General features: G+C 64.2%; 27 protein-coding genes and 4 tRNA genes. 6 read left to right on the plus strand and 25 right to left on the minus strand.

The genetic code is table 11. The features are described from left to right. From F753_RS29950 to rnd, 13 genes are all read right to left on the minus strand, one after another. Nucleotides 1-77 (minus strand) — tRNA-Arg (locus F753_RS29950). Between the two features lie 71 nt (nt 78-148). Next, nucleotides 149-225 (minus strand) — tRNA-Arg (locus tag F753_RS29955). Between the two features lie 71 nt (nt 226-296). Then, a tRNA-Arg gene (locus F753_RS29960) sits at nt 297-373 on the minus strand. Between the two features lie 111 nt (nt 374-484). Then, nucleotides 485-575: transfer RNA gene (locus tag F753_RS29965), tRNA-Ser, on the minus strand. A gap of 62 nt (nt 576-637) precedes the next feature. Continuing rightward, the gene (gene csrA / locus F753_RS29970) at nt 638-823 is read right to left on the minus strand and encodes a carbon storage regulator CsrA (protein WP_003283978.1); all 186 of its coding nucleotides are present in this window, start codon (nt 821-823) and stop codon (nt 638-640) included. Between the two features lie 179 nt (nt 824-1,002). After that, the gene (locus F753_RS29975) at nt 1,003-2,241 is read right to left on the minus strand and encodes an aspartate kinase (protein WP_003301319.1); all 1,239 of its coding nucleotides are present in this window, start codon (nt 2,239-2,241) and stop codon (nt 1,003-1,005) included. A gap of 119 nt (nt 2,242-2,360) precedes the next feature. Beyond that, nucleotides 2,361-4,985, minus strand: a complete 2,625-nt coding sequence (gene alaS / locus F753_RS29980) for an alanine--tRNA ligase (RefSeq protein WP_023444355.1) — start codon at nt 4,983-4,985, stop codon at nt 2,361-2,363. A 170-nt stretch (nt 4,986-5,155) separates the two neighbouring features. Beyond that, nucleotides 5,156-6,172, minus strand: coding sequence for a low-specificity L-threonine aldolase (gene ltaE / locus F753_RS29985; protein WP_031297309.1), 1,017 nt, complete (start codon nt 6,170-6,172; stop codon nt 5,156-5,158). A gap of 50 nt (nt 6,173-6,222) precedes the next feature. Beyond that, nucleotides 6,223-7,443, minus strand: a complete 1,221-nt coding sequence (locus tag F753_RS29990; protein ID WP_023444357.1) for a M61 metallopeptidase family protein — start codon at nt 7,441-7,443, stop codon at nt 6,223-6,225. A 68-nt stretch (nt 7,444-7,511) separates the two neighbouring features. Beyond that, on the minus strand, nt 7,512-7,961 hold the full coding sequence (locus tag F753_RS29995; protein WP_023444358.1) for a YcgN family cysteine cluster protein: 450 nt from the start codon (nt 7,959-7,961) through the stop codon (nt 7,512-7,514). A 105-nt stretch (nt 7,962-8,066) separates the two neighbouring features. Then, nucleotides 8,067-8,468 carry a hypothetical protein gene (locus F753_RS30000; protein WP_014819738.1) on the minus strand — a complete coding sequence of 134 codons (402 nt, stop codon included), beginning with the start codon at nt 8,466-8,468 and terminating at the stop codon, nt 8,067-8,069. A gap of 87 nt (nt 8,469-8,555) precedes the next feature. Further along, nucleotides 8,556-8,849 (minus strand): YcgL domain-containing protein, encoded by a 294-nt coding sequence (locus F753_RS30005; RefSeq protein WP_023444359.1) that lies wholly within the window; start codon nt 8,847-8,849, stop codon nt 8,556-8,558. Then, nucleotides 8,846-9,970, minus strand: coding sequence for a ribonuclease D (gene rnd / locus F753_RS30010; protein WP_023444360.1), 1,125 nt, complete (start codon nt 9,968-9,970; stop codon nt 8,846-8,848). The genes F753_RS30005 and rnd overlap by 4 nt, the downstream gene beginning before the upstream one ends. Before the next feature lie 141 nt (nt 9,971-10,111). Between rnd and F753_RS30015 the strand changes: the two genes are divergently transcribed. Both F753_RS30015 and F753_RS30020 read left to right on the plus strand, forming a co-directional pair. After that, nucleotides 10,112-10,957: a sulfurtransferase gene (locus F753_RS30015; RefSeq protein ID WP_023444361.1), complete on the plus strand. Its 846-nt coding sequence runs from the start codon at nt 10,112-10,114 to the stop codon at nt 10,955-10,957. Between the two features lie 197 nt (nt 10,958-11,154). Beyond that, complete coding sequence (locus F753_RS30020) at nt 11,155-12,414, plus strand: OmpP1/FadL family transporter (RefSeq protein WP_031297312.1); 1,260 nt, start codon at nt 11,155-11,157, stop codon at nt 12,412-12,414. Between the two features lie 48 nt (nt 12,415-12,462). Here F753_RS30020 and F753_RS30025 read toward each other — a convergent pair whose 3' ends face one another. Then, entirely contained in the window at nt 12,463-13,011 is a 549-nt protein-coding gene (locus F753_RS30025) for a glutathione peroxidase (RefSeq protein ID WP_023444363.1), read from the minus strand. Between the two features lie 148 nt (nt 13,012-13,159). Between F753_RS30025 and modA the strand changes: the two genes are divergently transcribed. The 3 genes from modA to modC are packed head-to-tail and all read left to right on the plus strand — an operon-like array spanning nt 13,160 to nt 15,697. Further along, a complete protein-coding gene (gene modA, locus F753_RS30030) occupies nt 13,160-13,918 on the plus strand; it encodes a molybdate ABC transporter substrate-binding protein (RefSeq protein WP_031297313.1) in 759 nt (252 codons plus the stop codon). Further along, nucleotides 13,899-14,603: a molybdate ABC transporter permease subunit gene (gene modB / locus F753_RS30035; protein WP_209320143.1), complete on the plus strand. Its 705-nt coding sequence runs from the start codon at nt 13,899-13,901 to the stop codon at nt 14,601-14,603. Before modA ends, modB begins: the two co-directional genes overlap by 20 nt. Then, nucleotides 14,600-15,697 (plus strand): molybdenum ABC transporter ATP-binding protein, encoded by a 1,098-nt coding sequence (gene modC / locus F753_RS30040; RefSeq protein ID WP_023444366.1) that lies wholly within the window; start codon nt 14,600-14,602, stop codon nt 15,695-15,697. The genes modB and modC overlap by 4 nt, the downstream gene beginning before the upstream one ends. Before the next feature lie 6 nt (nt 15,698-15,703). Here modC and F753_RS30045 read toward each other — a convergent pair whose 3' ends face one another. Next, nucleotides 15,704-16,108: a RidA family protein gene (locus F753_RS30045; protein ID WP_023444367.1), complete on the minus strand. Its 405-nt coding sequence runs from the start codon at nt 16,106-16,108 to the stop codon at nt 15,704-15,706. A gap of 131 nt (nt 16,109-16,239) precedes the next feature. On the opposite strand from F753_RS30045, the gene F753_RS30050 reads away from it, so the two are divergent. Continuing rightward, nucleotides 16,240-17,175 carry a LysR family transcriptional regulator gene (locus F753_RS30050; RefSeq protein ID WP_023444368.1) on the plus strand — a complete coding sequence of 312 codons (936 nt, stop codon included), beginning with the start codon at nt 16,240-16,242 and terminating at the stop codon, nt 17,173-17,175. On the opposite strand, the gene F753_RS30055 is transcribed toward F753_RS30050, so the two are convergent. The 10 genes from F753_RS30055 to F753_RS30100 are packed head-to-tail and all read right to left on the minus strand — an operon-like array spanning nt 17,172 to nt 26,149. Next, nucleotides 17,172-17,903 carry an adenosylcobinamide-GDP ribazoletransferase gene (locus F753_RS30055; RefSeq protein WP_023444369.1) on the minus strand — a complete coding sequence of 244 codons (732 nt, stop codon included), beginning with the start codon at nt 17,901-17,903 and terminating at the stop codon, nt 17,172-17,174. The two genes, F753_RS30050 and F753_RS30055, sit on opposite strands and share 4 nt — an antisense overlap. A 9-nt stretch (nt 17,904-17,912) precedes the next feature. After that, nucleotides 17,913-18,491 (minus strand): alpha-ribazole phosphatase family protein, encoded by a 579-nt coding sequence (cobC, locus tag F753_RS30060; protein WP_023444370.1) that lies wholly within the window; start codon nt 18,489-18,491, stop codon nt 17,913-17,915. Continuing rightward, entirely contained in the window at nt 18,488-19,537 is a 1,050-nt protein-coding gene (cobT, locus tag F753_RS30065; protein ID WP_023444371.1) for a nicotinate-nucleotide--dimethylbenzimidazole phosphoribosyltransferase, read from the minus strand. Before cobT ends, cobC begins: the two co-directional genes overlap by 4 nt. A gap of 13 nt (nt 19,538-19,550) precedes the next feature. After that, nucleotides 19,551-20,069: a bifunctional adenosylcobinamide kinase/adenosylcobinamide-phosphate guanylyltransferase gene (cobU, locus tag F753_RS30070; RefSeq protein ID WP_023444372.1), complete on the minus strand. Its 519-nt coding sequence runs from the start codon at nt 20,067-20,069 to the stop codon at nt 19,551-19,553. 2 nt (nt 20,070-20,071) lie between these two features. Then, the gene (locus F753_RS30075) at nt 20,072-21,529 is read right to left on the minus strand and encodes a cobyric acid synthase (RefSeq protein WP_023444373.1); all 1,458 of its coding nucleotides are present in this window, start codon (nt 21,527-21,529) and stop codon (nt 20,072-20,074) included. Then, nucleotides 21,526-22,515: a threonine-phosphate decarboxylase CobD gene (gene cobD, locus F753_RS30080; protein WP_023444374.1), complete on the minus strand. Its 990-nt coding sequence runs from the start codon at nt 22,513-22,515 to the stop codon at nt 21,526-21,528. The genes F753_RS30075 and cobD overlap by 4 nt, the downstream gene beginning before the upstream one ends. Next, a complete protein-coding gene (gene cbiB, locus F753_RS30085; RefSeq protein ID WP_023444375.1) occupies nt 22,508-23,419 on the minus strand; it encodes an adenosylcobinamide-phosphate synthase CbiB in 912 nt (303 codons plus the stop codon). Before cbiB ends, cobD begins: the two co-directional genes overlap by 8 nt. Continuing rightward, nucleotides 23,416-24,216, minus strand: coding sequence for a cobalamin-binding protein (locus F753_RS30090; protein ID WP_023444376.1), 801 nt, complete (start codon nt 24,214-24,216; stop codon nt 23,416-23,418). The genes cbiB and F753_RS30090 overlap by 4 nt, the downstream gene beginning before the upstream one ends. Next, the gene (gene bluB, locus F753_RS30095) at nt 24,213-24,860 is read right to left on the minus strand and encodes a 5,6-dimethylbenzimidazole synthase (protein ID WP_023444377.1); all 648 of its coding nucleotides are present in this window, start codon (nt 24,858-24,860) and stop codon (nt 24,213-24,215) included. Before bluB ends, F753_RS30090 begins: the two co-directional genes overlap by 4 nt. After that, the gene (locus F753_RS30100; protein WP_023444378.1) at nt 24,857-26,149 is read right to left on the minus strand and encodes a cobyrinic acid a,c-diamide synthase CobB; all 1,293 of its coding nucleotides are present in this window, start codon (nt 26,147-26,149) and stop codon (nt 24,857-24,859) included. Before F753_RS30100 ends, bluB begins: the two co-directional genes overlap by 4 nt. Nucleotides 26,150-26,256 lie beyond the last annotated feature (107 nt).

Here is a 26,256-nt window from a genome sequence, read left to right on the forward strand (position 1 = left end):
TGGCGCACTCAGGAGGATTCGAACCTCCGACCGCTCGGTTCGTAGCCGAGTACTCTATCCAGCTGAGCTATGAGTGCGTAAGTGCTTGTTAGACCAGATCACCGCTGGTGGCTTGAGTGATCCGCATTTCTGCCGATCATTCGAAGTGTGGCGCACTCAGGAGGATTCGAACCTCCGACCGCTCGGTTCGTAGCCGAGTACTCTATCCAGCTGAGCTATGAGTGCGTAAGTGCTTGTTAGACCAGATCACCGCTGGTGGCTTGAGTGATCCGCATTTCTGCCGATCATTCGAAGTGTGGCGCACTCAGGAGGATTCGAACCTCCGACCGCTCGGTTCGTAGCCGAGTACTCTATCCAGCTGAGCTATGAGTGCGCTGAGCGTGCGCATTATAGGGAGTAAACATTGACGGTCAAGCACTTTGCCGTGGCGCTTTCTTGTATGAAAGCAGGCTGCCGCGAGAACCCTGAACCCTAGAATGCAAAATGGCGGAGAAGGGGGGATTCGAACCCCCGACACCCTTTTGAGGTGTACTCCCTTAGCAGGGGAGCGCCTTCGGCCACTCGGCCACCTCTCCGCAACACGGGGCGCATAATACCCATCTTTGCCCCGTTTGCAAAGCCGAAAATTACAGAAAAATTAGTGGCTTGGTTCCTGATCCTTCTCTTTCTGGATCCGTTGGTAAATCTCCTCGCGATGCACCGCCACCTCCTTGGGCGCATTGACGCCGATACGTACTTGGTTTCCTTTCACACCCAACACGGTGACAGTCACATCGTCACCCACCATCAGGGTTTCTCCAACCCGGCGAGTCAGAATCAGCATTCCTTTCTCCTTAAACGGATTCAGTTCAGTAAACAGTCTGCAAAGATAAATACGGAAAATGTCCGTAAAACATGAAGCTAGAGCCTTTCAACAGGTATTGACCCGCGCGCAGGAGCCTAAAGTTCCTTTTCGCATGACCCAATACGACAGAAGGCGCGGACTAGCGCGCCTTCTGCGAATCATTCCGCAGTATTGCCGGCGGGCGCATCAAGTTCGAACGCAGTATGCAAAGCACGCACGGCAAGCTCGAGGTACTTCTCCTCGATCACTACCGACACTTTGATTTCCGACGTCGAAATCATCTGGATGTTGATATTTTCCTTGGCCAGGGCCTCGAACATGCGGCTGGCTACGCCGGCATGCGAACGCATGCCTACGCCGACGATGGACACCTTGGCGATATCCGTATCGCCGATGACCTCACGAGCGCCCATCTCGGATGCAATGCCCTGCAATACCTGCAACGCATTGTTGTAGTCGTTGCGATGCACAGTGAACGTGAAGTCGGTGGTGTTATCGTGCGCGACGTTCTGCACGATCATATCCACTTCAACGTTCGCGGCGCTGATCGGACCGAGGATCTTGAACGCCACACCGGGCGTATCCGGGACCCCACGGATGGTCAGCTTGGCCTCGTCGCGGTTGAAGGCGATGCCGGAAATGATGGGCTGTTCCATGGATTCCTCTTCATCAAGGGTAATGAGGGTACCCGGACCCTCCTGAAAACTGTGCAGTACGCGCAGCGGGACGCTGTACTTACCGGCGAACTCAACCGCCCGAATCTGTAGCACCTTGGAGCCGAGGCTGGCCATTTCCAGCATCTCCTCGAAGGTGATCTTGTCCAGTCGCTGAGCCTTGGCCACGACCCGAGGATCGGTGGTATAGACGCCATCCACATCGGTATAGATCTGACATTCGTCGGCCTTCAGCGCAGCGGCCAGCGCCACGCCTGTGGTATCCGAGCCGCCACGACCCAAGGTAGTGATATTGCCCTTCTCGTCCACACCCTGGAAGCCAGCCACCACAACAACCCGCCCAGCCTTGATGTCGCGCTGGATCCGCTGGCCATCGATCTGCAGGATGCGTGCCTTGGTATGGGCGCTGTCGGTGAGGATACGAACCTGATTGCCAGTGTAGGACACCGCCGGTACGCCGCGCTTGATAAGCGCCATCGCCAACAGGGCAATGGTCACCTGCTCACCGGTGGAAACCATCACATCCAATTCTCGGGCGACCGGCTGATCACTGATCTGCTTGGCGAGATCGATCAGGCGGTTGGTTTCGCCACTCATTGCCGAGACGACCACGACGATATCGTCTCCACCGTCGCGGAACTTCTTGACCTTCTCGGCCACCTGCTCGATCCGCTCGACAGTGCCGACCGAGGTGCCTCCAAACTTCTGTACGATCAAAGCCATTGTTAGCCGCCTAGAGCCCCTGAAGGGCGATCATTAATCAAACAACCCCGAAACCTGCCAAGCACCGGCTCAACCAGACCCGCTCGACGGCGCCGGCGGGACGCAGCACGGTAACTGAATCAAAGCCCCTGCTCGGTAAATGGCACCGCCAGTGCCAGCGCATCATCCAGCTTGGCCGGCTCGCTGCCGCCGCCTTGCGCCATATCCGGACGACCGCCCCCCTTGCCGCCAACCGCTGCCGCGGCCTGCTTCATCAGGTCGCCGGCTTTCAAACGACCAGTCAGGTCATGGGTTACGCCCGCGACCAGCACCACCTTATCGTCCTGAACACCACCCAGGAGGATGACGGCGCTGCCCAGCTTATTCTTCAGCTGGTCGACCAGCGCCAGCAACGCCTTGCCGTCCAGCCCGTCCTGGCGCGCAGCCAGCACGCGTACGCCCTTCACCTCGACTGCAGAGCCCGCCAGGTCATTGCCCGCAGCGCTGGCCGCCTTCGCCTTGAGCTGCTCGAGTTCCTTCTCCAGCTGACGGTTGCGCTCGAGGATGCCACCGAGCTTGTCGAGCAGATTGTCACGGCTGCCCTTGACCAGGTTCGCCGCCTCTTTCAGCTGTTCCTCGGCTGCATTGAGATAGGCCAATGCAGGTGCGCCAGTGACCGCCTCGATCCGCCGAACACCAGCCGCCACGCCGCCTTCGCTGGTGATCTTGAACAGCCCGATATCGCCAGTGCGGTTTACGTGAGTACCGCCGCACAACTCGACCGAGAAGCCACCGCCCATGGTCAGCACCCGCACGGAGTCACCGTACTTTTCACCGAACAACGCCATCGCGCCCTTGGCCTTGGCGGTATCGATATCGGTTTCCTCAATCTCCACGGCGGAGTTGCGGCGAATCTCGGCGTTGACCCGATCCTCCAGCGCGCGCAGCTGCTCTGGCTTGATCGCCTCGAAGTGGCTGAAGTCGAAGCGCAGGCGCTGGCTGTCCACTAGCGAGCCCTTCTGGCTGACGTGCTCGCCAAGAATTTCTCGCAGCGCGGCATGCAGCAGGTGGGTTGCCGAATGGTTGAGCGCAGTGGCCTGGCGCACGGACGCATCCACAGTCGCCTCGACATCCGCACCTACGTGCAGCGTGCCGCTGTCGACGATGCCGTGATGCAGGAAGGCGCTGCCGGCCTTGCTGGTATCGCGAACATCGAAACGCAAGCCCTGAGCTTTGAGATAACCACAGTCACCGATCTGACCGCCTGACTCTGCATAGAACGGCGTCTGGTCGAGTACCACAACGCCCTCCTCCCCGGCATTCAGGCTGTCGACCACCATGCCTTCCTTGAACAGGGCCAATACCTTGCCGGCGCCCGACGTGCCCTGATAGCCGATGAAGCGGGTTTCACCCTCCACCTTGACCAGGCTGTTGTAGTCCATGCCGAAGGCACTGGCCGAACGCGCACGCTCACGCTGCGCCTGCATTTCACGTTCGAAACCGTCTTCGTCGAGGGTCAGATTGCGCTCGCGGGCGATGTCGCCGGTCAGGTCGACCGGGAAGCCGTAGGTGTCGTACAGCTTGAACACCACATCGCCGGGTATGACGCTGCCGGTCAGGCCCGCCAGATCCTGCTCGAGGATTTTCAGGCCCTGCTCCAGGGTTTTGGCGAACTGTTCTTCCTCGTTCTTCAGCACACGCTCGATATGCGCCTGCTGCTGCTTGAGCTCAGGGAACGCATCGCCCATTTCCGCAACGAGTGCGGCGACGATACGGTGGAAGAAGCTGCCTTTGGCGCCCAGCTTGTTGCCGTGACGGCAGGCACGGCGAACGATGCGGCGCAGCACATATCCACGGCCTTCGTTGGACGGGGTCACGCCGTCGGCGATGAGGAAGCCGCAGGAGCGGATATGGTCGGCGACGACCTTCAGTGAAGCCTGACCTTCGTTGGCGCAGCCGATGGCATCCGCTGCTGCGTTGAGCAGGCTCTGGAACAGGTCGATTTCATAGTTCGAGTTGACGTGCTGCAGGACCGCACTGATGCGCTCGAGGCCCATCCCGGTGTCGACACTCGGCGCCGGCAGCGGATGCATGACGCCATCGGCCGTGCGGTTGAACTGCATGAAGACGTTGTTCCATATCTCGATGTAGCGATCGCCATCTTCCTCCGGCGAGCCGGGTGGTCCGCCCCAGATGTGCTCGCCGTGGTCGAAGAAAATCTCGGTGCAGGGACCGCATGGGCCGGTGTCGCCCATCGCCCAGAAGTTGTCCGACGCGTAAGGGGCGCCCTTGTTGTCACCGATTCGCACCATGCGCTCGGCCGGCACGCCGACTTCCTTGGTCCAGATGTCGTAGGCCTCATCGTCGCTGGCATAGACGGTGACCCAGAGCTTCTCCTTGGGCAGGTTCAGCCACTTCTCGGACGTGAGGAACTCCCAGGCGTAAGTGATGGCGTCGCGCTTGAAATAGTCGCCGAAGCTGAAGTTGCCGAGCATCTCGAAGAAGGTGTGGTGACGCGCGGTGTAGCCGACGTTCTCCAGGTCATTGTGCTTGCCGCCCGCCCGCACGCACTTCTGGCTGGTGGTGGCGCGGGTGTAGGCGCGCTTTTCCAGGCCGAGGAAGCAGTCCTTGAACTGATTCATGCCGGCGTTGGTGAACAACAGGGTCGGGTCGTTCGCCGGAATCAGCGAACTTGAGGCCACGCGTGTGTGGCCCTTCTCTTCGAAGAAGCGGAGGAAGGCTTCACGGATTTCTGCGCTTTTCATAGATTTCTTCCAGAGGACTGCGGCCGAACGGCTGCAAAACGACACGGCGAGGCGAGACTACCGAAAACCGGTTCGCAACTACCCAACGGATAGCCGGCAAAGGGCCGCATTATATCGGGCCTGCGCGCCGGGTATAGGGGATAAAGGCGATTGAATCAAGCAATTCGACGTCAGCAACGGCCCATGTTTTCGGCAAATTCGGCGAATGCATTCACCACTACCGGAAGATGCTCGTCGTGCAGGTCCATATGGGTAACCAGCCGCAGCCGAGTCGCAGGCGTCAGGCGGATGCCACGCTGCGCGCAGAAGGCCGTCAGCGCCGCTGCCTTTTCCCCCATCTCGACATAGACCATGTTGGTCTGCACCGGCTCCACAGCGAAGCCGAGGGCTGCCAACTCATCGGCGAGCTGTAGTGCACGACGATGGTCATCGGCCAATCGCCCGATGTTGTGCTCCAGCGCGTACAAGCCGGCGGCGGCGAGAATGCCGGCCTGGCGCATGCCGCCGCCGACCATCTTGCGCAAACGCCGGGCCTTGGCGATGAACGCCTCGCTGCCGCACAGCACCGAGCCGACTGGCGCGCCGAGGCCCTTGGACAGGCAGATCGATACCGTATCGAAATGCCGGGTGATCTCGCACGCATCGCAGCCGAGCTTCACCGCAGCGTTGTACAGCCGCGCGCCATCAAGGTGCAGCGCCAGCCCGTGACGATGGCTGAAGTCGCGAGCCGCGGCCAAGTAGTCCAGCGGCAGAACCTTGCCATGCATGGTGTTTTCCAGCGCGAGCAGGCGACTGCGGGCGAAGTGGAAATTGTCCGGCTTGATCGCGGCCTCGACACGCGCCAGATCCAGCGTTCCGTCGGCTTCCATTTCGATCGGCTGGGGCTGGATCGAGCCGAGCACGGCGGCTCCGCCGCCCTCGTATTTGTAGGTATGGGCCTGCTGCCCGACGATGTATTCATCGCCACGCTCGCAGTGCGCCATCAGCGCCAGCAGATTGCTCATGGTACCGGACGGCACGAATATCCCCGCAGAGAAGCCCAGGTCGGCTGCGAGGCGCCGTTCGAGCAGAATGACCGTTGGATCTTCGCCATAGACATCGTCACCGGTTTCGGCGGCAAGCATCGCTTCGCGCATTGCTGCGCTAGGCTGGGTAACGGTGTCGCTTCGTAGATCAATCACGGACATGAGATCTCCTCGGGCTCAGGGCAAGGCCAACGACGCTACCGCGGCCGCCGTCAGCGCAGCAGGCGCGTATCGAGCACCTTCGAGCCACCACCCAGCAGCGTCTCGGTCATTTCGATGAAGGCGTCGGTGCTGACCGTATCCATGCGCATCAAGCCACGACTGACGTCGTCGAGCGAATGGCGGCCCTTGCTGCGCTGACGGATCTCCTTGTCCAGCTCTTGCAACAGCAGCACGGCACGGGCGGTGATCGGCCCTGTCGAGCGCTCGGTGCGCAAGCTATCGACCTTGCGGCTCCACTTGGTCAGATGCTCACGTACCGCCTGGTAGCGGTCTTCGCTCATGCCGCCGGCGCGACGCACCAGTTCGATGGCGTAGTACTCGGCCAACCCCTCAGTGATCCAGTCGCTGCGGTCGCTGTCCTTGATGCGGCTGAAGACGTGAACAAGCTCATGCACCAGCGAGCTTGTACCGTTCTCGCTGACAATCGGCCGATCGGCGTGCATGTACAGGGAGTTCGGACCGGACAACCCGCCACGCCACATGGGGTCGCCGGCACCGACGATGAGCAGCTTCGCCGGGTCGCGGGGAAAGACATTCTGTACCTGCGGCCAGACGAAGGTCAGCATCGTCAGAATATCCATCCGCCGGACGCCCTCGCCAACCGGCGCCGCGATGGTGACGTCCGTTTCGCCGAGCTTGGCGCGACGGGTACCGAGCTTGCCGGCGAGCATCCAACCGGTCGGCCGGTCGAACAGCCGCTCACGGTTATCCACGCGGAAGCGATTCTTGCCGACACGCGGCCAGCCGGTTTCGATGCTCTTCCAACCCTCGGGCAGCTCGAAGGTGATGCGCGAAACCAGTTTCACACCGTCGACCTGATCGAGCCGGGCCGGCGGCACCAGATCATCGCCACGGAACAGCGCCCAATCACTGGTCATCCGTGCGTCGTAGCGTCCGTTGTCGCGCGGATGGCTGATACGCACGCGGTAGCTGAGACGCGCCTTGCCTTCGGCGGGTCGCCAGGCACCACGCTCCGGCGACGCCTGCAACCACTCGCCATCCGCTACGAAATCGCTGTAGTAGCCGTCAGCGCCCAGATTGAACTCCAGGCTACGAACCGCTTCGCCTTTCTCCAGAATCAGTTGCACCTCGGCCTGATCCTCGTCGGGCAGAAAACGCACGTGATAGTCCAGGTCGACCCGCTTGGCCGCGTGGGCCTCGGCGCTGACGAAAAGAACAAGAGCGAACAGCGACAGCAGTCGAACAAGCATCGAAGAGAACTCCATCGGAAACGCGCGGGGGTGTGCTGATCTTGAGACGATGCAAACGAGGCTTAGATTCAACCGGCACGGAAAATCAGGTGGTCTTCCCAGTGCTCCTCGGCAACGCTGCCTTCGGCGAGCATCCGGCCCGACTGGGAAATCCGCTCGACGTGCACCGCTTCAGGGTCGCCACAGACCAGGTGATGCCAGAGCGGCAGGTCCTTGCGCTCGGCCACCAGGCGGTAGGCGCAGGTGGGCGGTAGCCATTTGAACTGAGCAGCATCGGAAGCGTTCAGCTGTATGCAGTCCGGCACACTGGCGCGCCGGTTGGGATAATCGCTGCAGCGACAGGTCTTCAGGTCGAGCAGCTTGCAGGCGATACGTGTGTAGTAAACGGCGCCGTCTTCCTCGTCCTCGAGCTTCTGCAGGCAGCAGAGGCCGCATCCGTCGCACAGCGACTCCCATTCCGCCGCATCGAGTTCGGCAAGGGTTTTGCGCATCCAGAAGGGTTCGACCTTGGCCGCCATGATTGTCACTACCGATAAAAACCGGCAAGTCTAGCCACTGTCGGATATCCGGCCAAGAGCCGCCAGGCAGATGCCGCCGGTAGGAGCCGGCGGCCACTTCGAGCGCTACTGCTTGTCGAGCATCTGCCGGTGACTGCGCATCTGCTCGAGCATCTGCTCCATGTGCTGGATACGCATGTCGAGCATCTCCTTGGACGGCGCGCCCATCATGCCGCCACCCATGGCGCCCTGCATCGGCTTGCCACCCTGCTTGCCCATCCCGCCGCCGGGCCCGCCCATCGGGCACCCGGCCATGCCACCCATACCGGACTGCATGCTCTGCCAATGCTCTTCGCGAAGTTTCTGTCGCTCCTGCGGGGTCTTCGCAGACTGCCAGGCCTGCCGGTACTCCTGCATCTTCTGCCAATGCTGCTGCCAGGCTTCGTTATCGCTGGAGGGCGTCTGCGCGCCGGCCGACATCGCCAGAGCCGCCATTACCGAACCGATCACCAAAGAACGCGTTTTCATCGTCGTCTCCTTATGCATGTACGGTCAGAAGAGCGTAGTTCCGATCCGGCCGACGCATCTTGTCCAGCGTCAGGATCGAGCAGGTGTTTACATCGGATCGTTCATGCGCAGCAGCTCTTCGGGCAGATGCTCGATGTAATCGTCATCGGCGGGCGGCATCTGCAGGTGATAACCCTGTGCCTGGAGATTGGCGAGCACCTTGGTGATGTCTTCGCGTGCCAGTTGGCGCTCGGGCGTCAGCACCATTTCGAAGGCCAGCTGCGGCGGCCCGAACGCCGCGATCAGACCTTCGGGGACACGCTTGAGCGCATCGCGCTTTTCGACGTAAAGGTACATTCCGTCCTTGCGTGGGCTTTTGTAGATGGAACAGATGACTTTCATGGTCGTTTTTCCAGAGCATCGAGCAGGGCTTGCCCCATTCGCTCACGGCGCCAGCCGCGCAGCGATTCGGGCAGTTCATAGGGTCCATCGGGGTAGCCGCTCTTGAGCAGCGCCTCGAGCGTTTTCTTGCGCAACATCAGCTCCGGTGCGATATCCAGCGCCTGCGCTTCGCGCTGGCCGACCGCACGCAGCTTTTTCAGTACGGACGACACCTCCAGCGGCAATGGCTCCGGTAGCGGTGCCGGCCAATCCTGTTCGGGCGTCGCCGCGGCCTCACGGATCATCTCCAGCAGCAATTCACCATCCTGGCGCACGGTACGCGGATGCATGTCCTCGATCCGGGCCAGCGTCACCAGATCGCGCGGCTGGGTGCGCGCCAGCGGCCAGAGACTGGCTTCGCGCAGTACGCGATTGCGCGGTTGGTTGCGCGCACGGGCCTGACGCTCGCGCCAGGCCGTCAGCACTTTGAGCACGGCGAGCTGCTGCGGCTTGAGCCGCCAGGCCTGCTTCACATCACGGTAGGCTTCATCGGGATCGGATTCGCGCTGCAGGTTGGCCACCAGCTCGGCACCATCCTCCAATACCCAGGCACGCTTGTCCTCGGACAGCTTCGGCAGCAGCGCTTCGTACAACTCGGCCAGATGCTGGGCATCCTCGGCGGCATATCGCACCTGCATGTCACTCAGAGGCCGCTGCAACCAGTCCGAGCGCGTTTCGCCCTTGGGCAACTCGATGCCGAGTACCGCCTGGACCAGCCGCGAGTAGCCCATGGAGAAACCGATATTCAGGTAACCGGCCGCCAGCTGGGTGTCGAACAGCGGCTGCGGCAGGCTACCGGTCAGACGCAGCAGTACTTCGAGGTCTTCGCTGCAGGCGTGCAGCACTTTCACCACCGCCGGGTCTTGCAGCAACGCGGCAAACGCGGACCAGTCACGTACGCTCAGCGGGTCGATCAGATAGGCACGCCGCCCGTCACCGACCTGTATCAGCCCGGCGATGGGGTAGAAGGTATCGACCCTCATGAATTCGGTATCCACTGCCACATAGGGCAGCTGGCGCCATTCGGCGCACAGGCGGGTCAGATGTTCATCATCCAGAACCCATTGAGTTTCGATGGCCACACGGCCCTCCTTTTCGGCTGACGACCGGCGCACGGCCGAACGAGGCGCGCAGTATATATCGAGCATCCGAGCGGCCGGGGCATTCATGACCGCCACGCGCGCTGGTAGTGTTGACCGATCAATCCGCCTGGAGCCGCACCGATGCCACTGGCCCAACTCATTACCGCCGCTGAGCTTGCCCAACACCTGCACACCCCCAACCTGCTGATTCTGGATTGCCGGTTCGCCCTGGAAGATCCGGCCTATGGCGAGCGTAGTTACAGGGAGGCGCATATTCCCGGCGCGCAGTTCGCCGATCTGGAAAAAGACCTGTCCGGCCCGGTGATCCCCGGCACCACCGGACGCCACCCACTGCCGGATCCTGAGCAGTTGCTGACTCGCCTGCGCCAATGGGGCCTCGATGGCGGCAGCGAAGTGGTGCTCTATGACGACGGCCCCGGCGCGTTTGCCGCTCGGGCGTGGTGGCTGTTGCTGTGGCTGGGCAAGCGTGAGGGCGTCTACCTGCTGGACGGGGGCGTAAACGCTTGGCGAGAAGCGGGGTTGCCAATGGAAAGCACCACGCCCGAGGTGCAGCCGGGCCATTTCGACGGCAACGCAGACGACAGCATGGTCGTCGATGCAGCGCGACTGCAAGAACGCCTGCATAGCCCCGAGCTGGCACTGCTCGACGCACGCGCCCTGCCGCGTTTCCTCGGCGAGGTCGAGCCCATAGACCCGATCGGCGGGCATATTCCCGGTGCCGTTTGCGTGCCCTTCAGCGAGAACCTGGGCAGTGATGGTCGCTTTCTCGATGCCGAGCAGCTACGCGGCCGATTCGATCAGCTGCTAGACGGCAAGTCACCGCAAGTTGCAGTGGCCTATTGCGGCTCCGGTGTCACCGCCTGTCACAACCTGTTCGCGCTCTGTCTCGCGGGTTACCCACTGGCCAGGCTGTATCCGGGCTCATGGAGCGAGTGGATCACCGACCCAAGCCGGCCGCGGGCATGATGCCGAGACAAGCCGCTGCGCCCAGCGCGCAGCGTGGCTCGCCAGTCAGAATACGTCCAAGGGGTTTTCACCGAAGTTACATTTGTTTTCACGACCGTTAGTCGTCATCTTTACGAAAAATTGCAATTCATTGTCTTGCTACCTGTCGGAGAAAGTTGCTAGGTTCCGACCCGCTTTCATCCCGGAGTAGTAGAACAATGAAAACAACATGGTTGAAGACCGCGCTCGCGGTAGCCGTAGGCGCCCTGTCCACCCAGGCCATGGCCGCCGGTTTTGCCCTCAACGAACAAAGCATCAGCGGCATGGGCACCTCCTTCGCAGGTCGCTCCTCTTCCGCCGACGACGCCACCACCCTGTTCGGCAACCCTGCCGGCATGTCCCGCCTAAAGCGTGAGGAAGTCAGCTTCGGTATGGCGGCGATTCATGCGAAGACGGATATCAAAGACACATCAGCTACCACTGCATTTAGCACACCCGTTAGCGGCAGCAACGATGGCGATATGGTCCCCTTCACCGCCGTTCCGATGGGTTATTACGTCAAACCAGTTGATGATAAGTGGGCGTTGGGTATCGGTGTGTATGTACCGTTCGGCCTGATTACCGACTACGAAAGCGGCTTCCAAGGTCGCTACCACGGCGACTACAGTGAAGTGCGAGTCATCACCGTGCAGCCAACTGTTAGCTACCGCTTCAACGACAAGCTGTCGGTAGGCTTTGGCCCGACGCTGAACCGAATTGATGGCGAGCTCCAAAGCGCTGTTTTCACAGGGGCGACTGACGGTCGCGTACAGGTCAAGGGCGACGATACAGCCGTCGGCTTCAATGCCGGCATACTCTACGAATTCACCCCGCACACCCGCCTGGGTCTGTCCTATCGCTCGAAAGTCGAATACACCCTTGAAGGTGACACCGAGCTGAAAGAAGGTTTCAGCCCAACTCCGCTGGGAGGTAAATACGATGCCTCCTTGGATCTGACGACACCCGAGTCCATCGACGTCTCTGTCACGCATGAACTCAATGATCAGTGGACGCTGTATGCCGGTGCGATGCTGACCCGCTGGAGCCGTTTCGAAGCTATCGTCATTGAAAATGAAGGGCTTTCTTCAACTCCGTTCGACACGATCATCGAAGAACAGGATTGGCATGACACCTGGTCCTACGCGCTCGGTGCGGCTTACAAACTGAACCGCGAGTGGACGCTACGTACCGGTCTGGCGTTCGATCAAAGCCCGACCAATAACGAACATCGCTCGCCGCGCATTCCTAGCGGTGACCGTACTGCGGTCAGTTTCGGCTTGGCCTGGAACCCTACGGAAGACGTCACCGTCGACCTGGCTTACTCCTACCTCTGGGAAGAAGACACCAAGGTTCGTCGGGACAGCGCGCGCGGCGTTTACAACGCAGACTACGAAAACAGCGCCCACGGCTTTGGCGCTGCTCTGAGCTACCGCTTCTGATGTAGCGAAAGAACGAAAAAGCCCCGGTCCGCCGGGGCTTTTTTGCTTCTACCGTTCCAACGCCTTCTCCACCGCTGCGATCAGGCGCGGGTCATCCGGCGCGACCTTGCTGGAGAAATGCCCGACAACGCGCCCTTCCCTATCGACCACGTACTTGTAAAAGTTCCAGCGCGGCGCTGTTCCGGCCTGCTCGGCCAGCTGGCGAAACAACGGTGTCGCATCTCCACCCCGTACCGGCTGCGTCTGGGTCATGGTGAAGGTCACACCGTAATTCACGTAGCAGACCTCGGCCGTCTCGGCCTCGTCATCGGCCTCCTGGAAGAAGTCATCCGAGGGCACGCCGAGCACCTCCAGGCCGTCGTCCTTGTAGCGTTGATAGAGCGCTTCGAGTCCCTTGAACTGCCCGGTGAAGCCGCAATGGCTCGCGGTGTTGACCACCACCAAGGCCTTGCCCTGGAACTGGCTGCACAGATCGACGGTTTCCTTGGAGCGTAGCTTGGGCAACTCGTGCTGCAGCAGTGCCGGGCATTCGGCGGCAATCACCGAGGCGCTGGCAAAGACCAGCGACAGTGCCGCCAGGGGACGAGTGATATTCATGGCCAGTTCTCCGGTCGCGGGCTCACAACGCTACTCCGCCGCCGTGCCCGCGACAATGCCCGCGCAGGCCGAAGCGCGTCCGGTCATTCACAGCTCGGCCAAACTGCAATATGATGCGCCCCAGCCGCTCTGCACCGAACGAGGCCGCATGCATCCATCTCGAGCACTCCGCTACGCACTGACTCTCCTCCTGCTGCCGCTCGGCAATGCCCTCGCGGCTCAGGTGCAGGTGGCGGTCGCTTCCAACTTCACCGCACCGATGCGGGAAATCGCCGGCCGCTTCGAGCGTGACACCGGCCACCAGGCCAGACTTGCCTTCGGCGCTACCGGCAAGTTCTATGCGCAGATTCGCAATGGCGCACCGTTCGAGGTCCTGCTGTCAGCGGATGACACCACGCCAGGGCGGCTCGAGCAGGAAGGCGCGACCATACCCGGTAGCCGCTTCACCTATGCCGTTGGCCGCCTGGTGTTGTGGTCGCCGACTGCGGACTTGGTGCAGGACGGCCCTGACCTGCTGCGCAAGGGCGATTTCCGCCACCTCGCCATGGCCAACCCGAAAACTGCGCCCTATGGCGCTGCCGCCCAGGCCACACTGGAACATCTCGGGCTCGACGACACCCTGCGCGGCCGCCTGGTGCAGGGCGAAAATATCGCGCAGACCCACCAGTTCGTCGCCAGCGGCAATGCGCAGCTGGGCTTCATCGCGCTGTCCCAAGTGGCGAAGGGTGGCCGGATCGCTGCCGGCTCGGGCTGGGTTGTGCCCACCGACATCCACCCGGCCATCCGCCAGGAAGCCGTGCTGCTGACCAAAGGGCAAGACAACCCTGCAGCCAAAGCGCTGCTGGATTACCTGGCGCAGCCGCAGATCCGCGCGCTGATCCAGTCCTATGGCTACGGGCTGGAGTAGCAGCATGCCGCTGGACAGCGTGGCCCTGGCAGCAATCTGGCTGACCTTCAAACTGGCCAGCGTGACTACGCTGGTCTTGCTGCTGCTCGGCACGCCCATCGCCTGGTGGCTGGCGCGCACCACTTCGCGCATGAAGGGTCCGATCGGGGCCGTGGTCGCGTTGCCGCTGGTGCTTCCACCGACGGTGCTGGGCTTCTATCTGCTAGTGGCCATGGGTCCCAATGGCTTCATCGGCCAGATCACTCAGAGTATTGGGCTCGGCACCCTGCCGTTCACCTTTGCCGGATTGCTGGTCGGCTCGGTGTTCTACTCGCTGCCGTTCGTGGTGCAGCCCTTGCAGAACGCCTTCGAAGCCATTGGAGAGCGGCCGCTGGAAGCCGCCGCCACGCTGCGTGCCGGCCCCTGGGACACCTTCTTCAGTGTGGTGCTGCCACTCGCCCGTCCCGGTTTCATAACCGCCAGCATCCTCGGTTTCGCGCATACCGTCGGAGAGTTCGGCGTGGTGCTGATGATCGGCGGCAACATTCCGGGGCAGACGCGCGTGGTGTCGGTACAGATCTACGACCATGTCGAAGCCATGGAGTATGCCCAGGCGCACTGGCTGGCCGGCGGCATGCTGCTGTTCTCATTTCTGGTGCTGCTGGTGCTTTATGGCAGTCGGTTGAAGCAAGGGTGGCGCGGATGAGCGGTGCTGCAACCAACAGCGGAATCCATGCACGTTTTTGCCTCGACTATGCCGACTTCAGCCTGGACGTCGATCTGCAATTGCCCGGCCGTGGAGTGACCGCGCTGTTCGGTCACTCCGGCTCGGGCAAGACCACCCTGCTGCGCTGCGTGGCGGGCCTGGAGCGCTCAGGCCTGGGCCAGCTGACCGTCAATGGCGAGCGTTGGCAGAACAACGCGCAGAACCTGTTCGTGCCACCGCATCGCCGCTCAATCGGTTATGTGTTTCAGGAGGCCAACCTGTTCGCCCATCTATCGGTGAGGCGCAATCTGGAGTTCGGCATGCGCCGAGTACCGGCACCACAGCGCCGTGTAGCGCTGGAGCAAGCGGTGGAACTGCTGGGCATCGATCACCTGCTCGAGCGCATGCCGGATCGGCTTTCCGGCGGCGAGCGCCAGCGTGTCGGTATCGCCCGCGCGCTGCTGACCAGCCCGCGCCTGCTGCTGATGGACGAACCGCTGGCCGCGCTCGACCTCAAGCGCAAGAGTGAGATCCTGCCTTATCTGGAACGCCTGCATGACGAGCTGGATATCCCCGTGCTCTACGTCAGCCACTCGCCGGACGAAGTGGCGCGGCTGGCCGACCACGTCGTGCTGCTGGAACAGGGGCGGGCCATCGCTCAGGGCGAACTGCGCGAGACGCTCGCGCGGCTGGACTTGCCGACCGCCTTCAGCGACGACGCCGGTGTGGTGATCGAAGGCGAGATCGCCAGCCACGACGCCCACTACCACCTCACCCGGCTGACCTTCCCCGGCGGCGAAGTGCTGGTCTCGCAGCGTCCGGAAGCTCTGGGTCAGCGTCTGCGTTTTCGTGTGCACGCCCGCGACGTGAGCCTGGCGCTGCAGCGCGCCGAAGGCAGCAGTATCACCAACCTGCTCCCCGCTCGGGTCGAGGCGATGGTCGCGGCCGATACGCCGGCCCACGTACTGATCCGCCTCGATGCCGGCGGCACGCTGCTGCTGGCACGCATCACCCGGCGCTCGGCCGATCAGCTGGCCATTACGCCCGGTCAGGCGCTTTGGGCGCAGATCAAGACGGTGGCGCTGCTGGGCTGAGGCGAGTTAAGCCTCGGTCGGTTCCGGCAGCTTGGCAATGACCTTGATCTCGAACTGGAAGCCGTAAAGCCAGGTAACCCCGACCGCGGTCAGCGTCGGATGCGGCGCAGCGCCCCAGTATTCGGGCACGACGCTCCAGACCCGCTCGAAGATCGCCTGCGGATCGACCATGAACACAGTGACGTCGATGACGTCGTCGAAGGTGCAGCCTGCAGCCCCGAGAATCGCGTTCAGGTTATCGAAGGCGCGCCGCACCTGCGCCTCCAGCTCCGGTTCGGGTGAGCCGTCCTCACGGCTGCCGACCTGGCCGGAGACGAACAGCAAGCCATTGGCACGGATGGCCGGGGAATAGCGATTGCGCTCGTAGAGCGCCTGGCGGCCAGGCGGAAAAACAACGTCACGCGGTGTCATGTGCAACCTCCAGCAAGGGTCGGAGCGACCCGATGAATGAAGGCCTCACTGTAGAAGTCGCAAAGCGCTGGATAAACGCGCCAGGTCGCTCAACACTATTTGCATAATCCAAACAATCCGCGGGAGTTCAGATGGACCGTTTCGATGCGATGCAGGCCTTCGTTCGCGTGGTGGAGACCGGCAGCTTCACCAAGGCCGCCGAGACCCTGCGCATCAGCAAGACCAGCGTCACCCAGCAGGTCCAGCAACTCGAGGCGCGGCTTCGCGTCAGGCTGCTCAACCGCACCACGCGCCGGGTCAACGTGACCGCCGACGGTGCCGCCTATTACGAGCGCGCCCTGCGGCTGCTGGCCGATCTGGACGACGCCGAAACCAGCCTGTCCGCCGCCGCGGCAGTGCCCCGAGGGCGCTTGCGCGTGGACGTCCCCAGCCCACTGGCGCGGATGATCCTGATTCCGGCATTGCCGGCCTTCTATGCGAAGTATCCGGACATCCAGCTGGACATGGGCGTCAGCGACCGGCGGGTGGACCTGATCGGGGAGAACGTGGACTGCGTCGTGCGCGGTGGGGAAATCACCGACCAGTCACTGATCGCCCGCCACGTCGGCGACCTGCGCCTTGGCGTCTACGCGGCCCCTGGTTACCTCGAACGCGCCGGCGTGCCGACACATCCGAGCGAGCTGGAAAACAGCCACCACCGTGTCGTCGGCTTTCTCTGGGCGCGCACCGGCAAACCGACGGCGTACATCATGCAGCGGCAGAACGAGCAGGTTCAGGTGCACGGCCGCTATGCACTTGCCGTGGACGATGGCAACGCCTGCCTGGCCGCGGGCCTGGCCGGGCTGGGCATCATCTGGCTACCGGAGTACATGGTCAGAACGCACCTGGCCAACGGCGAGCTGTTGCCACTGCTGGAAGACTGGCGGCTCGATGAAATGCCGCTGTACCTGGCATTCCCACCGAATCGGCATGTCAGCGCCAAGCTGCGCGTGTTCATCGATTGGGTCATCGAACTTATGGCGCAGCATGCGCCCGTGCTCGACCGCCGACCGGTGGCCGACCGCTAGAGCTGCAGCGCCAGCCCTATCAATACCGTGCACTCCACCAGTTCCAGCAGCGCGCCGGCGGTATCGCCGGTGGTGCCGCCGAGCCGGCGCAGCATGGCGCGACGCGCCAGCAGGAATGTCACGGCAGCCAATGACAGGGCGATCAGCCCGCTGCTGCCGAACAGCAAACAACCCACCGCGACCAGTGCCAGTACGCCGCGCGCCCCGCCATGTGGAAGATTCGCCGCCAGCGCATGACCAAGGCCGCCGGGCCGCACGTATGGCGTGCAGAGAAACAGCGCTGGCAGCGCGGCCCGCCCTAGCACCGGCGCCAGCAACAGTGCGGAGTACTGTTGCGCCTGGAGCAACGCCAACAGCGCGGTGAATTTAAGCAACAGCAAAAGCACCAGAACCACCACGGCGACCGGGCCGCTGCGCGGGTCCTTCATGATCTGCAGCGTGCGGCCGCGGTCGCCGAAGCCACCCAGCCAGGCGTCGGCGCTGTCGGCCAGACCATCGAGGTGCAAGGCGCCGGTCAGCGCGACCCAGAGGGTGAGCAGCAAGACCGCCTGTAACAGCGGTGCAGCCCCATCCAGCACAAACGCGGCCAAACCGAGCAACGCGCCGAGCAACAGACCGACCACGGGGTAATACAGCAACGAACGACCCTGCTGCTCTGGCTCCGGCATTGCCGGCAAGCGGATCGGCAGGCTGGTGAGAAATTGCAGGGCGATCAATAGCGGCAGCATCGGCAGGTCCTATACCTCGACGGCGGCCGGTTCGCCCGCCGGAGAAGCGTTGAGCGGCAGCAACTCACCGTGGGCCACCACCACATCCAGCAGCCGCTCCCTTGGCAAGCCCCGCGCATGCGCCAGCAGCAGGCGCATCACGCCGGCATGACAGATGACCAACAGCCGCCGGCCGGCAAAGCGCTGCCCAAGGCAGTCGATGGCAGCCAGCACGCGCGCCTCGAACTGCGCCAGCGGCTCACCGCCAGGCGGCGTAAAACCATAGGGATCGGCCCAGAACAGGCCGAGCGCCTCGGCGCTGTGCTGCATCAGATCGGCGGCGCTATGGCCTTCCCAGTCGCCAAAATGCAACTCGCGCAGATCCGGCTCCAGCTGCAGCGGCAGGCCGTGCTGTGTGGCGATCTCGTGCGCGAAGGCGGCACAGCGCTGCAGCGGCGAGCTGACCAGCACGTCCCAGGGACCGGCGCCAGCAACCGCATCGCGCATCTGCTGCCAGCCACGCTCAGTCAGCGCATCGTCGAGGCTGCCGCGAAAGCCACCGCCCTGCTCGGTCTCGCCATGGCGCAGCAAATCGATGCTCGTGATCATGCAGTTCGGCCCGAAATTTCGGCTTCGGCGAACGTCGCCATGTCGTTGTGCAGTGCGCAGGCCTGCTGCAACAACGGCACCGCCAGCGCCGCCCCGCTGCCTTCACCCAGGCGCAAGCCGAGATCGAGCAACGGCACGGCGCCAAGTGCTTCCAGCACCGCCAGATGGCCGGGCTCGGCAGAACGATGGGCGAAGATCAACCAAGGTCGACAGGCCGGATTCAGCCGCACCGCACAGAGCGCGGCAGCGCTGCAGATAAAGCCGTCGACCAGTACCGCAATGCCCAGCTGCGCGCAGCGCAGATAGGCCCCCGCCAGCGCCGCGATCTCGAAACCACCCAGTCGGCGCAAGGCTTCAAGCGGCGCGACACAATGCTCGGCGTGCAGCCGAACCGCGTCCTGAATCACCTGAACCTTGTGTCGAACACCGGCCAGATCGAGCCCGGTGCCCGGCCCGACCAGGGTCAACGGCGAGCGCGGCAGCAGCACAGCGGCCAAGGCACTGGCGCTGGTGGTGTTGCCGATGCCCATTTCGCCACCGATGAACAGCTGGGCAGAACCCTCCGCAGCACACTGCGCGCTGTCGCGTCCGGCTGCCAGGGCCAGACGCATTTGCTCGTCACTCATCGCCGCTTCGCGAGCCAGGTTGGCCGTGCCGGGGCCGAGTCGCAAATGGCTCACGCCAGCCAGTTGTAGCGGTTCCACCGTGCCGAGGTCGATCACCTCCAGCGGCGCGCACAGGCGCTTCGACAACACGCTCAGTGCAGCCCCGCCGCCGACGAAATTGCGCAGCATCTGCCCGGTCACCGATTGCGGATACGCCGAAACGCCCTCCACCACCACGCCATGGTCGCCGGCGAACACGCTGACATGCAGGCGCTCGACCTGCGGCCGCTCGCTGCCCTGCATGGCTGCCAGCGACACCGCCAGGGCTTCGAGCTGGCCGAGCGCACCACGTGGCTTGGTCAACTGGTCCTGGCGCGCCAATGCCTGGGCGCGAACGGATTCATCCAGCATCTGGCATGGCTCGTTCCACCACTCGTGCATCAATGCGCTTCCTTCAATGTGCGTTCTTCAATGTCATGGGCAGCCCGGCGACCATAAAGGTCACCCGCTGCGCCCGTTCCGCCACGGCCTGGTGCACCCAGCCGGCCTCGTCCACATAGCGACGGGTCAGCTCGCCCAGCGGCACCACGCCGAGGCCGGTCTCGTTGCTGACCAGCAGGATCCGCCCCGGCAGCCCGTCCAGGCATTCGAGCAGGGCATCACGCTCCTCGGCGAGCCGCGCCGCGTCGTCCAGCATCAGCAGGTTGGTTAGCCAGAGGGTCAGGCAGTCGACCAGCAGGCAGCGATTCGCGGCAGCCTGCTCGCGCAGCACCCGCACCAGTTGCAGGGGTTCTTCGACCAGTGTCCAGTGCGCCGGGCGCCGCTCACGGTGATGGGCGATGCGCTCGGTCATCTCGCCGTCCAGCGGCTGGCTGGTGGCGATATAGGTAACCGCCAGGCCGCTATCGGCAGCCAGACGCTCGGCAAAGCGGCTCTTGCCCGAGCGGGCGCCGCCAAGAATCAGTTCCAGCATGCTCAGTCTTCCAGCCCGCAGAGCGCGCGTAACCGCGCGGTATCCAGATGTGTCTCGACCAAATCGGCGAGGCGCTCGATGTCGCGCTCGCGCAGCGCGTGGTAGTCGACAGTTTCCACCGCATCGAGGCCTGCCCAGCGCAGCAGCGCAGCACAGACCTCGGGCCCCTCGAACAGGCCGTGCAGATAGGTGCCGAGCACCTGCCCGTCGGCGCTGATGGCGCCATCGCAGCGGCCGTCGTCGAGCTGCACCGCTGGCTGCTCGAGCGCCGGGCCGCTGCTGACGCCGGCATGAATCTCGTAGCCGCTGACCGGCACGCCGCCCGGCAGCAACCGGCCGGTGACGTTACGCAGCTGCTTGTCTGCCTCAAGAACCGTGTCGATATCCAGCAGCCCGAGCGCCTCGCTCTCCCCCGCCGGACCTTCCAGCCCGAGCGGATCAACAATGCGCGTGCCGAGCATCTGCAGGCCGCCACAGATGCCCAGCAATTTGCCGCCGTAGCGCAGGTGCTTCTGGATTGCTGCTTCCCAGCCGTTGGCGCGCAGCCAGGTGAGGTCGGCGCGCACGCTTTTCGAGCCGGGCAGGATGATCAGATCGGCAGGCGGCACCGGCTGCCCGGGACCGACGAACTGCAGGTCGACCTGCGGGTGCAGGCGCAGCGGGTCGAAGTCGGTGTGGTTGCTGATGCGCGGCAGCACCGGCACCACCACCGTCAGCGCGTCGCCGGCCTTGCCGGACTGGCGCACGTCGATGGCATCCTCCGCTTCCAGATGGAAATCCATCAGGTACGGCAGCACGCCCAGTACCGGCTTGCCGGTGCGTTGCTCCAGCCAGTCGAGACCGGGCTGCAACAGCGCAATGTCGCCACGAAAACGGTTGATGACGAAGCCCTGAACCCGCGCCTGCTCGCTTTCCGAGAGCAACGCCAGGGTGCCGACCAGATGGGCGAACACCCCACCCTTGTCGATATCGGCGATCAGGATCACCGGGCAATCCACCGCCTCGGCGAAGCCCATGTTGGCGATATCGCCGGCGCGCAGATTGATCTCCGCAGGCGAACCGGCGCCCTCGACCATCACCACGCGATACGCAGCGGACAGCCGCCGGTGCGAGTCGAGCACGGCCTGCAACGCGACGCGTTTGTAGTCGTGGTAGGCAACGGCATCCATGCTGGTCACCGCGCGGCCATGGACGATCACCTGGGCCCCGATGTCGCTGTTGGGCTTCAGGAGCACCGGGTTCATGTCGGTGTGCGGCGCAAGGTTGGCGGCCTGCGCCTGTACCGCCTGGGCACGGCCGATTTCGCCGCCGTCGGCGGTCACCGCGCTGTTGAGCGCCATGTTCTGCGGCTTGAACGGCACCACCGCGATACCCTGGCGCGCCAGCCAGCGGCACAACGCGGTCACCAGCGTGCTCTTGCCGGCGTCGAACGTGGTGCCCTGCACCATCAGCGTGGTCATGAATGTTGCTCCCGATAGGCCTGCAGTGCATGGTCCAGACGTTGCCAACCGGCGTCGGTCGGCAGCCCGAAACGCAGGCTGGATGGCTGTGCGAACAGCCGGGTGAGGATGCCGCGACGGGCGAGAAAGTCATGCAAGAGCGCAGCGTCGTCGCTGACCCACCACTGGAACAGTGCGCAGCCGCCCAGCGGCGCAAGGCCATGGCGGCGTAGCAGGTCGGTCAGACGCTGGCCGTCGCAGTGCAGGCATTCGCGCTGGCGCTGCTGAGCAGACTGATCAGCCAGCAGCACTGCGCCCAGCTGCCGCGTCGGGCCATTCACCGCCCAGGGGCCGAGCAGCCTGGCGAGCGAACGCAGCAGGCCAGTGTAGGCAAGTACGAAACCCAGTCTCGCGCCGGCCAGGCCAAAGAATTTGCCGAACGAGCGCAGCACGATCAGTCCGGGCAGATGGCTGTGCTCGGCCAGACTGTGCTGCGGCGTGCAGTCCATGAACGCCTCGTCCACCACCAACCAGCCGCCGTAGGCCGCCAGCTCACTGCGCCATTCCAGCAGGCGCTGCGGCGCAATCAGCTGGCCGGTGGGATTGTTCGGATTGACCACCACCAGCACGTCGAGCTGCTCCAGCGCACGCGGCACGCTGGCCTCGCAGAGTTCGACGACCCGATGGCCGAGGCGGCGCCAGGCCTCGGCGTGCTCGGCGTAACAGGGCGAAACGATGCCGACCCGCGCCAGCCCGCGCAGACGCGGCAAGGCCTGAATGGCACTCTGCGAACCGGCCACCGGCAACACTGCACGCGCGCCGTAGTACTGCCGCGCCGCCGCTTCCAGGCCATCGTCGGGCTCCGGCAGACGTGTCCAGGCGCAGCTGGAAATGCTCGGCAACGGCGGATGATAGGGGGCGATGCCAGTGGACAGGTCGAGCCAATCCGAGAGCGGAATGCCGTAGCGCTGTGCGGCTGCGCGCAAACGTCCACCGTGCTCAAGCATAGAGCCAGCCACCAAACAGCAGGGCCAGCAGCCAGACACCGACGCCAGCCCAGACCAGGTCCAGCGCATGTTCGATATGCCGCGCCTGTGGCGCCTGGCCCCGCCCTAGCTCGGGCCGCGCGTGGACTTCACCGTGATAGATGGCGGAGCCACCTAACACCACACCCAGCGCTCCGGCGCCTGAGGCCATGACCGGACCGGCGTTGGGGCTGTCCCACAAGGGCGCCTGGGTGCGCCAGCAACGCAGCGCGCGGCGGGTGCGCCCGAGCAATGCGTAGGTCAGCGCGACCAGCCGTGCCGGCACGTAGTTGAGCACGTCGTCGATGCGCGCCGCGGCCCAGCCGAAGCGCTCGAAGCGCGCGTTGCGATAGCCCCACATGGCGTCCAGCGTATTGCTCAGGCGATACAGCACCACACCTGGCGCGCCCGCGACGATGAACCAGAACAGCGCGGCGAACACCGCGTCGCTGCCGTTCTCCAGCACCGACTCGGTGGCCGCACGGGCCACGCCCTCCTCGTCCAGCTGCGTGGTGTCGCGGCTGACGATCCAGCCGACGCGGCGGCGTGCCTCGGGCAGATCATGCCGCCACAGCGCCTGCGCCACCGGCAGTGCATGCTCGCCCAGACTGCGCAGGCCCAGGGCCAGATAGAGCAGAACGATCTCCACCAGCCAGCCGACGGTCGGTAACAGGCTGAGCAGCCAGGCCAGCAAGGTCAGCGGTAGCACCGCCAGGCACCAGGCGGTCACCCCGTGGCTGCGCCAGCCGCGCGCCGCAGATCCGTTGAAATGCTGCTCCAGGCGATCGGCCAGGCGACCGAAGGCTACCAGTGGATGTGCCCGCTTCGGCTCGCCGAGCAACGCATCCAGCAGCAGCGCCGCGCTAACGGTGAGGAACAGACTCACTCGGCACCCTGCGCGCAGGCACTGATCAGCGCATGCAGCTGGCGTACGCCGTCAGTCAGCACCGCCGGGCCGGGGTTGAGGATGTCCGGCGACTTGATCTCGTGCAGCTGGCCCGTGCGCACCGCCGGAATCGCCTGCCAGCCTGGCCGAGCGGCAACCTGCTCCGGCCGGAAGCGGCGCCCGCACCAGGAGCCGACGATCAGCTCCGGCGCGCGGCGCACCACTTCCTGCGGGTCCTCGATGATGCGTTGCTTGGCGCGCTTGAACGATGCCAGCTCGGCGAAGCAGTCCTCGCCACCGGCCAGTTCGATCAGCTCGCTGACCCAGGCGATGCCGGAAATCAGCGGCTCGTTCCATTCCTCGAAGTACACCCGCGGCCGGCGCGGCAAGGCAGCGGCGCTGGCGCGGATGACATCGAGCCCCGCCTGCAGCTCACCGATCAGCGCCTGCGCGCGCTCGCCAGCGTGCACCAGCGCACCGAGCGTCTCGATCATGCGCAGAATGCCGGCGATATCGCGCTGATTGAACAGGTGCACCTCCAGTCCTTCGCGCGCCAGCTCGGCGAGCATGTCGCCCTGCAGGTCGCTGTAGCCGAGCACCAGGTCCGGCTCGAGGGCGAGAATCTGCTCATGCTTGACGCTGGTGAAGCCGCTGACCTTGGGCTTTTCCTTGCGCGCCTGCGGCGGGCGCACGGTAAAGCCGGAGATGCCGACGATGCGCGCCTGCTCGCCCAGCAGGTAAAGCGTTTCGCAGGTCTCGGTGGACAGGCAGACGATGCGCTGCGGCCCCTTGCTCATTTCGCCTCCCAGGCATTCTCGAAAACCAGTTCGTGCAGCGGTCGCGGCGTGGTCCAGCCTTCCAGTGCCAGCATCGGTGCCGGGTAGAACTCCTGCACCGGCCCGAGGCAGAGGATCGCCACCGGCTTGGCACCATCCGGCATGCCGAGCAAGGCAGCCAGCGCGTCGGGATCGAACAGTGACACCCAGCCCATCCCCAGGCCTTCCGCCCGCGCCGCGAGCCAGAGATTCTGGATCGCGCAGGCCAGCGACGCGAGGTCCATCTCCGGCAGCGTGCGGCGGCCGAAGATATGTTGTTCGCGGCCGTCCATCAATGCGGCAACCAGCAGTTCGGCGCAATCCTCGATGCCCTCGACCTTGAGCCGCATGAACTCGGCGGACCGTTCGCCGAGCGCCTGAGCCGTGCGCTGGCGTTCCTCGCCGACCAGAGCGGCGATGGCCGTGCGCAACTCGGCGCGGGTGATGCGGATAAAGCGCCACGGCTGCATCAGGCCAACGCTGGGTGCCTGATGCGCGGCGTTGAGTAGCCGCGACAGCAGCTCCGGCGCCACCTCGCCGCCGGCGAAATGGCGCATGTCACGGCGCTCACCGATGGCGCGATAGACCGCCGCGCGCTCCTGCTGGCTGAAGGCATGCGCGCTCATGGCTTGAGCAGCGCCGCGGCCGCCACCGGATCGGAGGGAAGATAGAAGTGGATATAGGACGCCGTCAGTCGGCCATCTCGATAAACCGCTTCGGCTGTGCGCTTGTAGTTCGGACACTCGCCACGAGCCAGCGGCTCGAGCGGCGACTCCAGCGCCGAATGATGGAAGGTATGGCCGCGCAGCCGCCCTTCCGGCAGTTCAACTTCCTGCAACGCCAGCGCAGTCAGACGCTTCTGCATGCGCGCCTCCCCGGGCAGCAGACCAAGCATCTGCGCGCGCTCATCGCCGCGGTCGGTCAGCCCGTCGAGCAGATAGAGCATGCCGCCGCACTCAGCGAGGATCGGTTTGCCAGCCGCATGATGCGCACGGATCGCCTCGGCCATTGGCCCATTGCGCGACAACGCGCGCAGATGCAGCTCGGGATAGCCGCCGGGCAGGTACAGGCTGTCCACGGCCGGCAAGCGGGCGAAGCGCAGCGGCGAGAAAAACAGCAACTCGGCGCCCAACGCCTGCAGCAAGTCGAGATTGGCCTGGTAGAGGAAGGCAAAGGCCGCATCGCGTGCAACGCCGATGCGTACACCCGCCAGCAGCGGTTCGAGCGGCGCACTGGCCGGCGCGGCGAAGCTGACCGGGGCAGGCAACTCGGTGTCCGCACTGAGCGCCAGCGCATCGGCCGCGGCATCCAGACGGGCGTCCAGATCAACCAGTTCCTCGGCCTGCACCAGGCCCAGGTGCCGGCTTGGCAACTCCACCTCGACACTGCGCGACAAGGCGCCGTACCAGCGGATCGACTCCGGCAGGCTGTCGCGCAGAATCTCGCCATGCCGGGCACTGCCGACCCGATTGGCCAGCACGCCATCGAACGGCAGGTCCGGCTGGAAGCTGCTCAGCCCGTGCGCCATGGCGCCGAAGGTCTGCGCCATGGCCGAGCCATCAATGACTGCCAGCACCGGCACGCCGAAGCGCCGCGCCAGATCAGCCGCCGAGGGCGAACCATCGAACAGGCCCATCACCCCTTCGATCAGGATCAGGTCGGCCTCGCCCGCCGCCTCCCAGAGCAGGCGCCGCGACTCCTCTTCGCCGACCATCCACAGATCGAGCTGATAGACCGGCTTGCCGCTGGCACGCGCCAGGATCATCGGGTCGAGAAAGTCCGGCCCGCATTTGAACACCCGCACGCGCCTACCCTGCCGCGCATGCAGCCGCGCCAGAGCGGCAGTGACGGTGGTCTTGCCCTGGCCGGAAGCAGGTGCGGCGATCAACAGTGCCGGGCAGTTTCTACTGGTCATCGCGGTCTCTCATCAGCATCGTAGGGTGGATGACGCTTCACCCATCCACCGACCACGCCGATGGTGGATGAAACAGACGTCATCCACCCTATGCAACGGCCCGTGAA

The sequence above is a fragment of the Stutzerimonas chloritidismutans AW-1 genome (genome assembly GCF_000495915.1).
GTDB classification, from domain to species: Bacteria; Pseudomonadota; Gammaproteobacteria; order Pseudomonadales; family Pseudomonadaceae; genus Stutzerimonas; species Stutzerimonas chloritidismutans.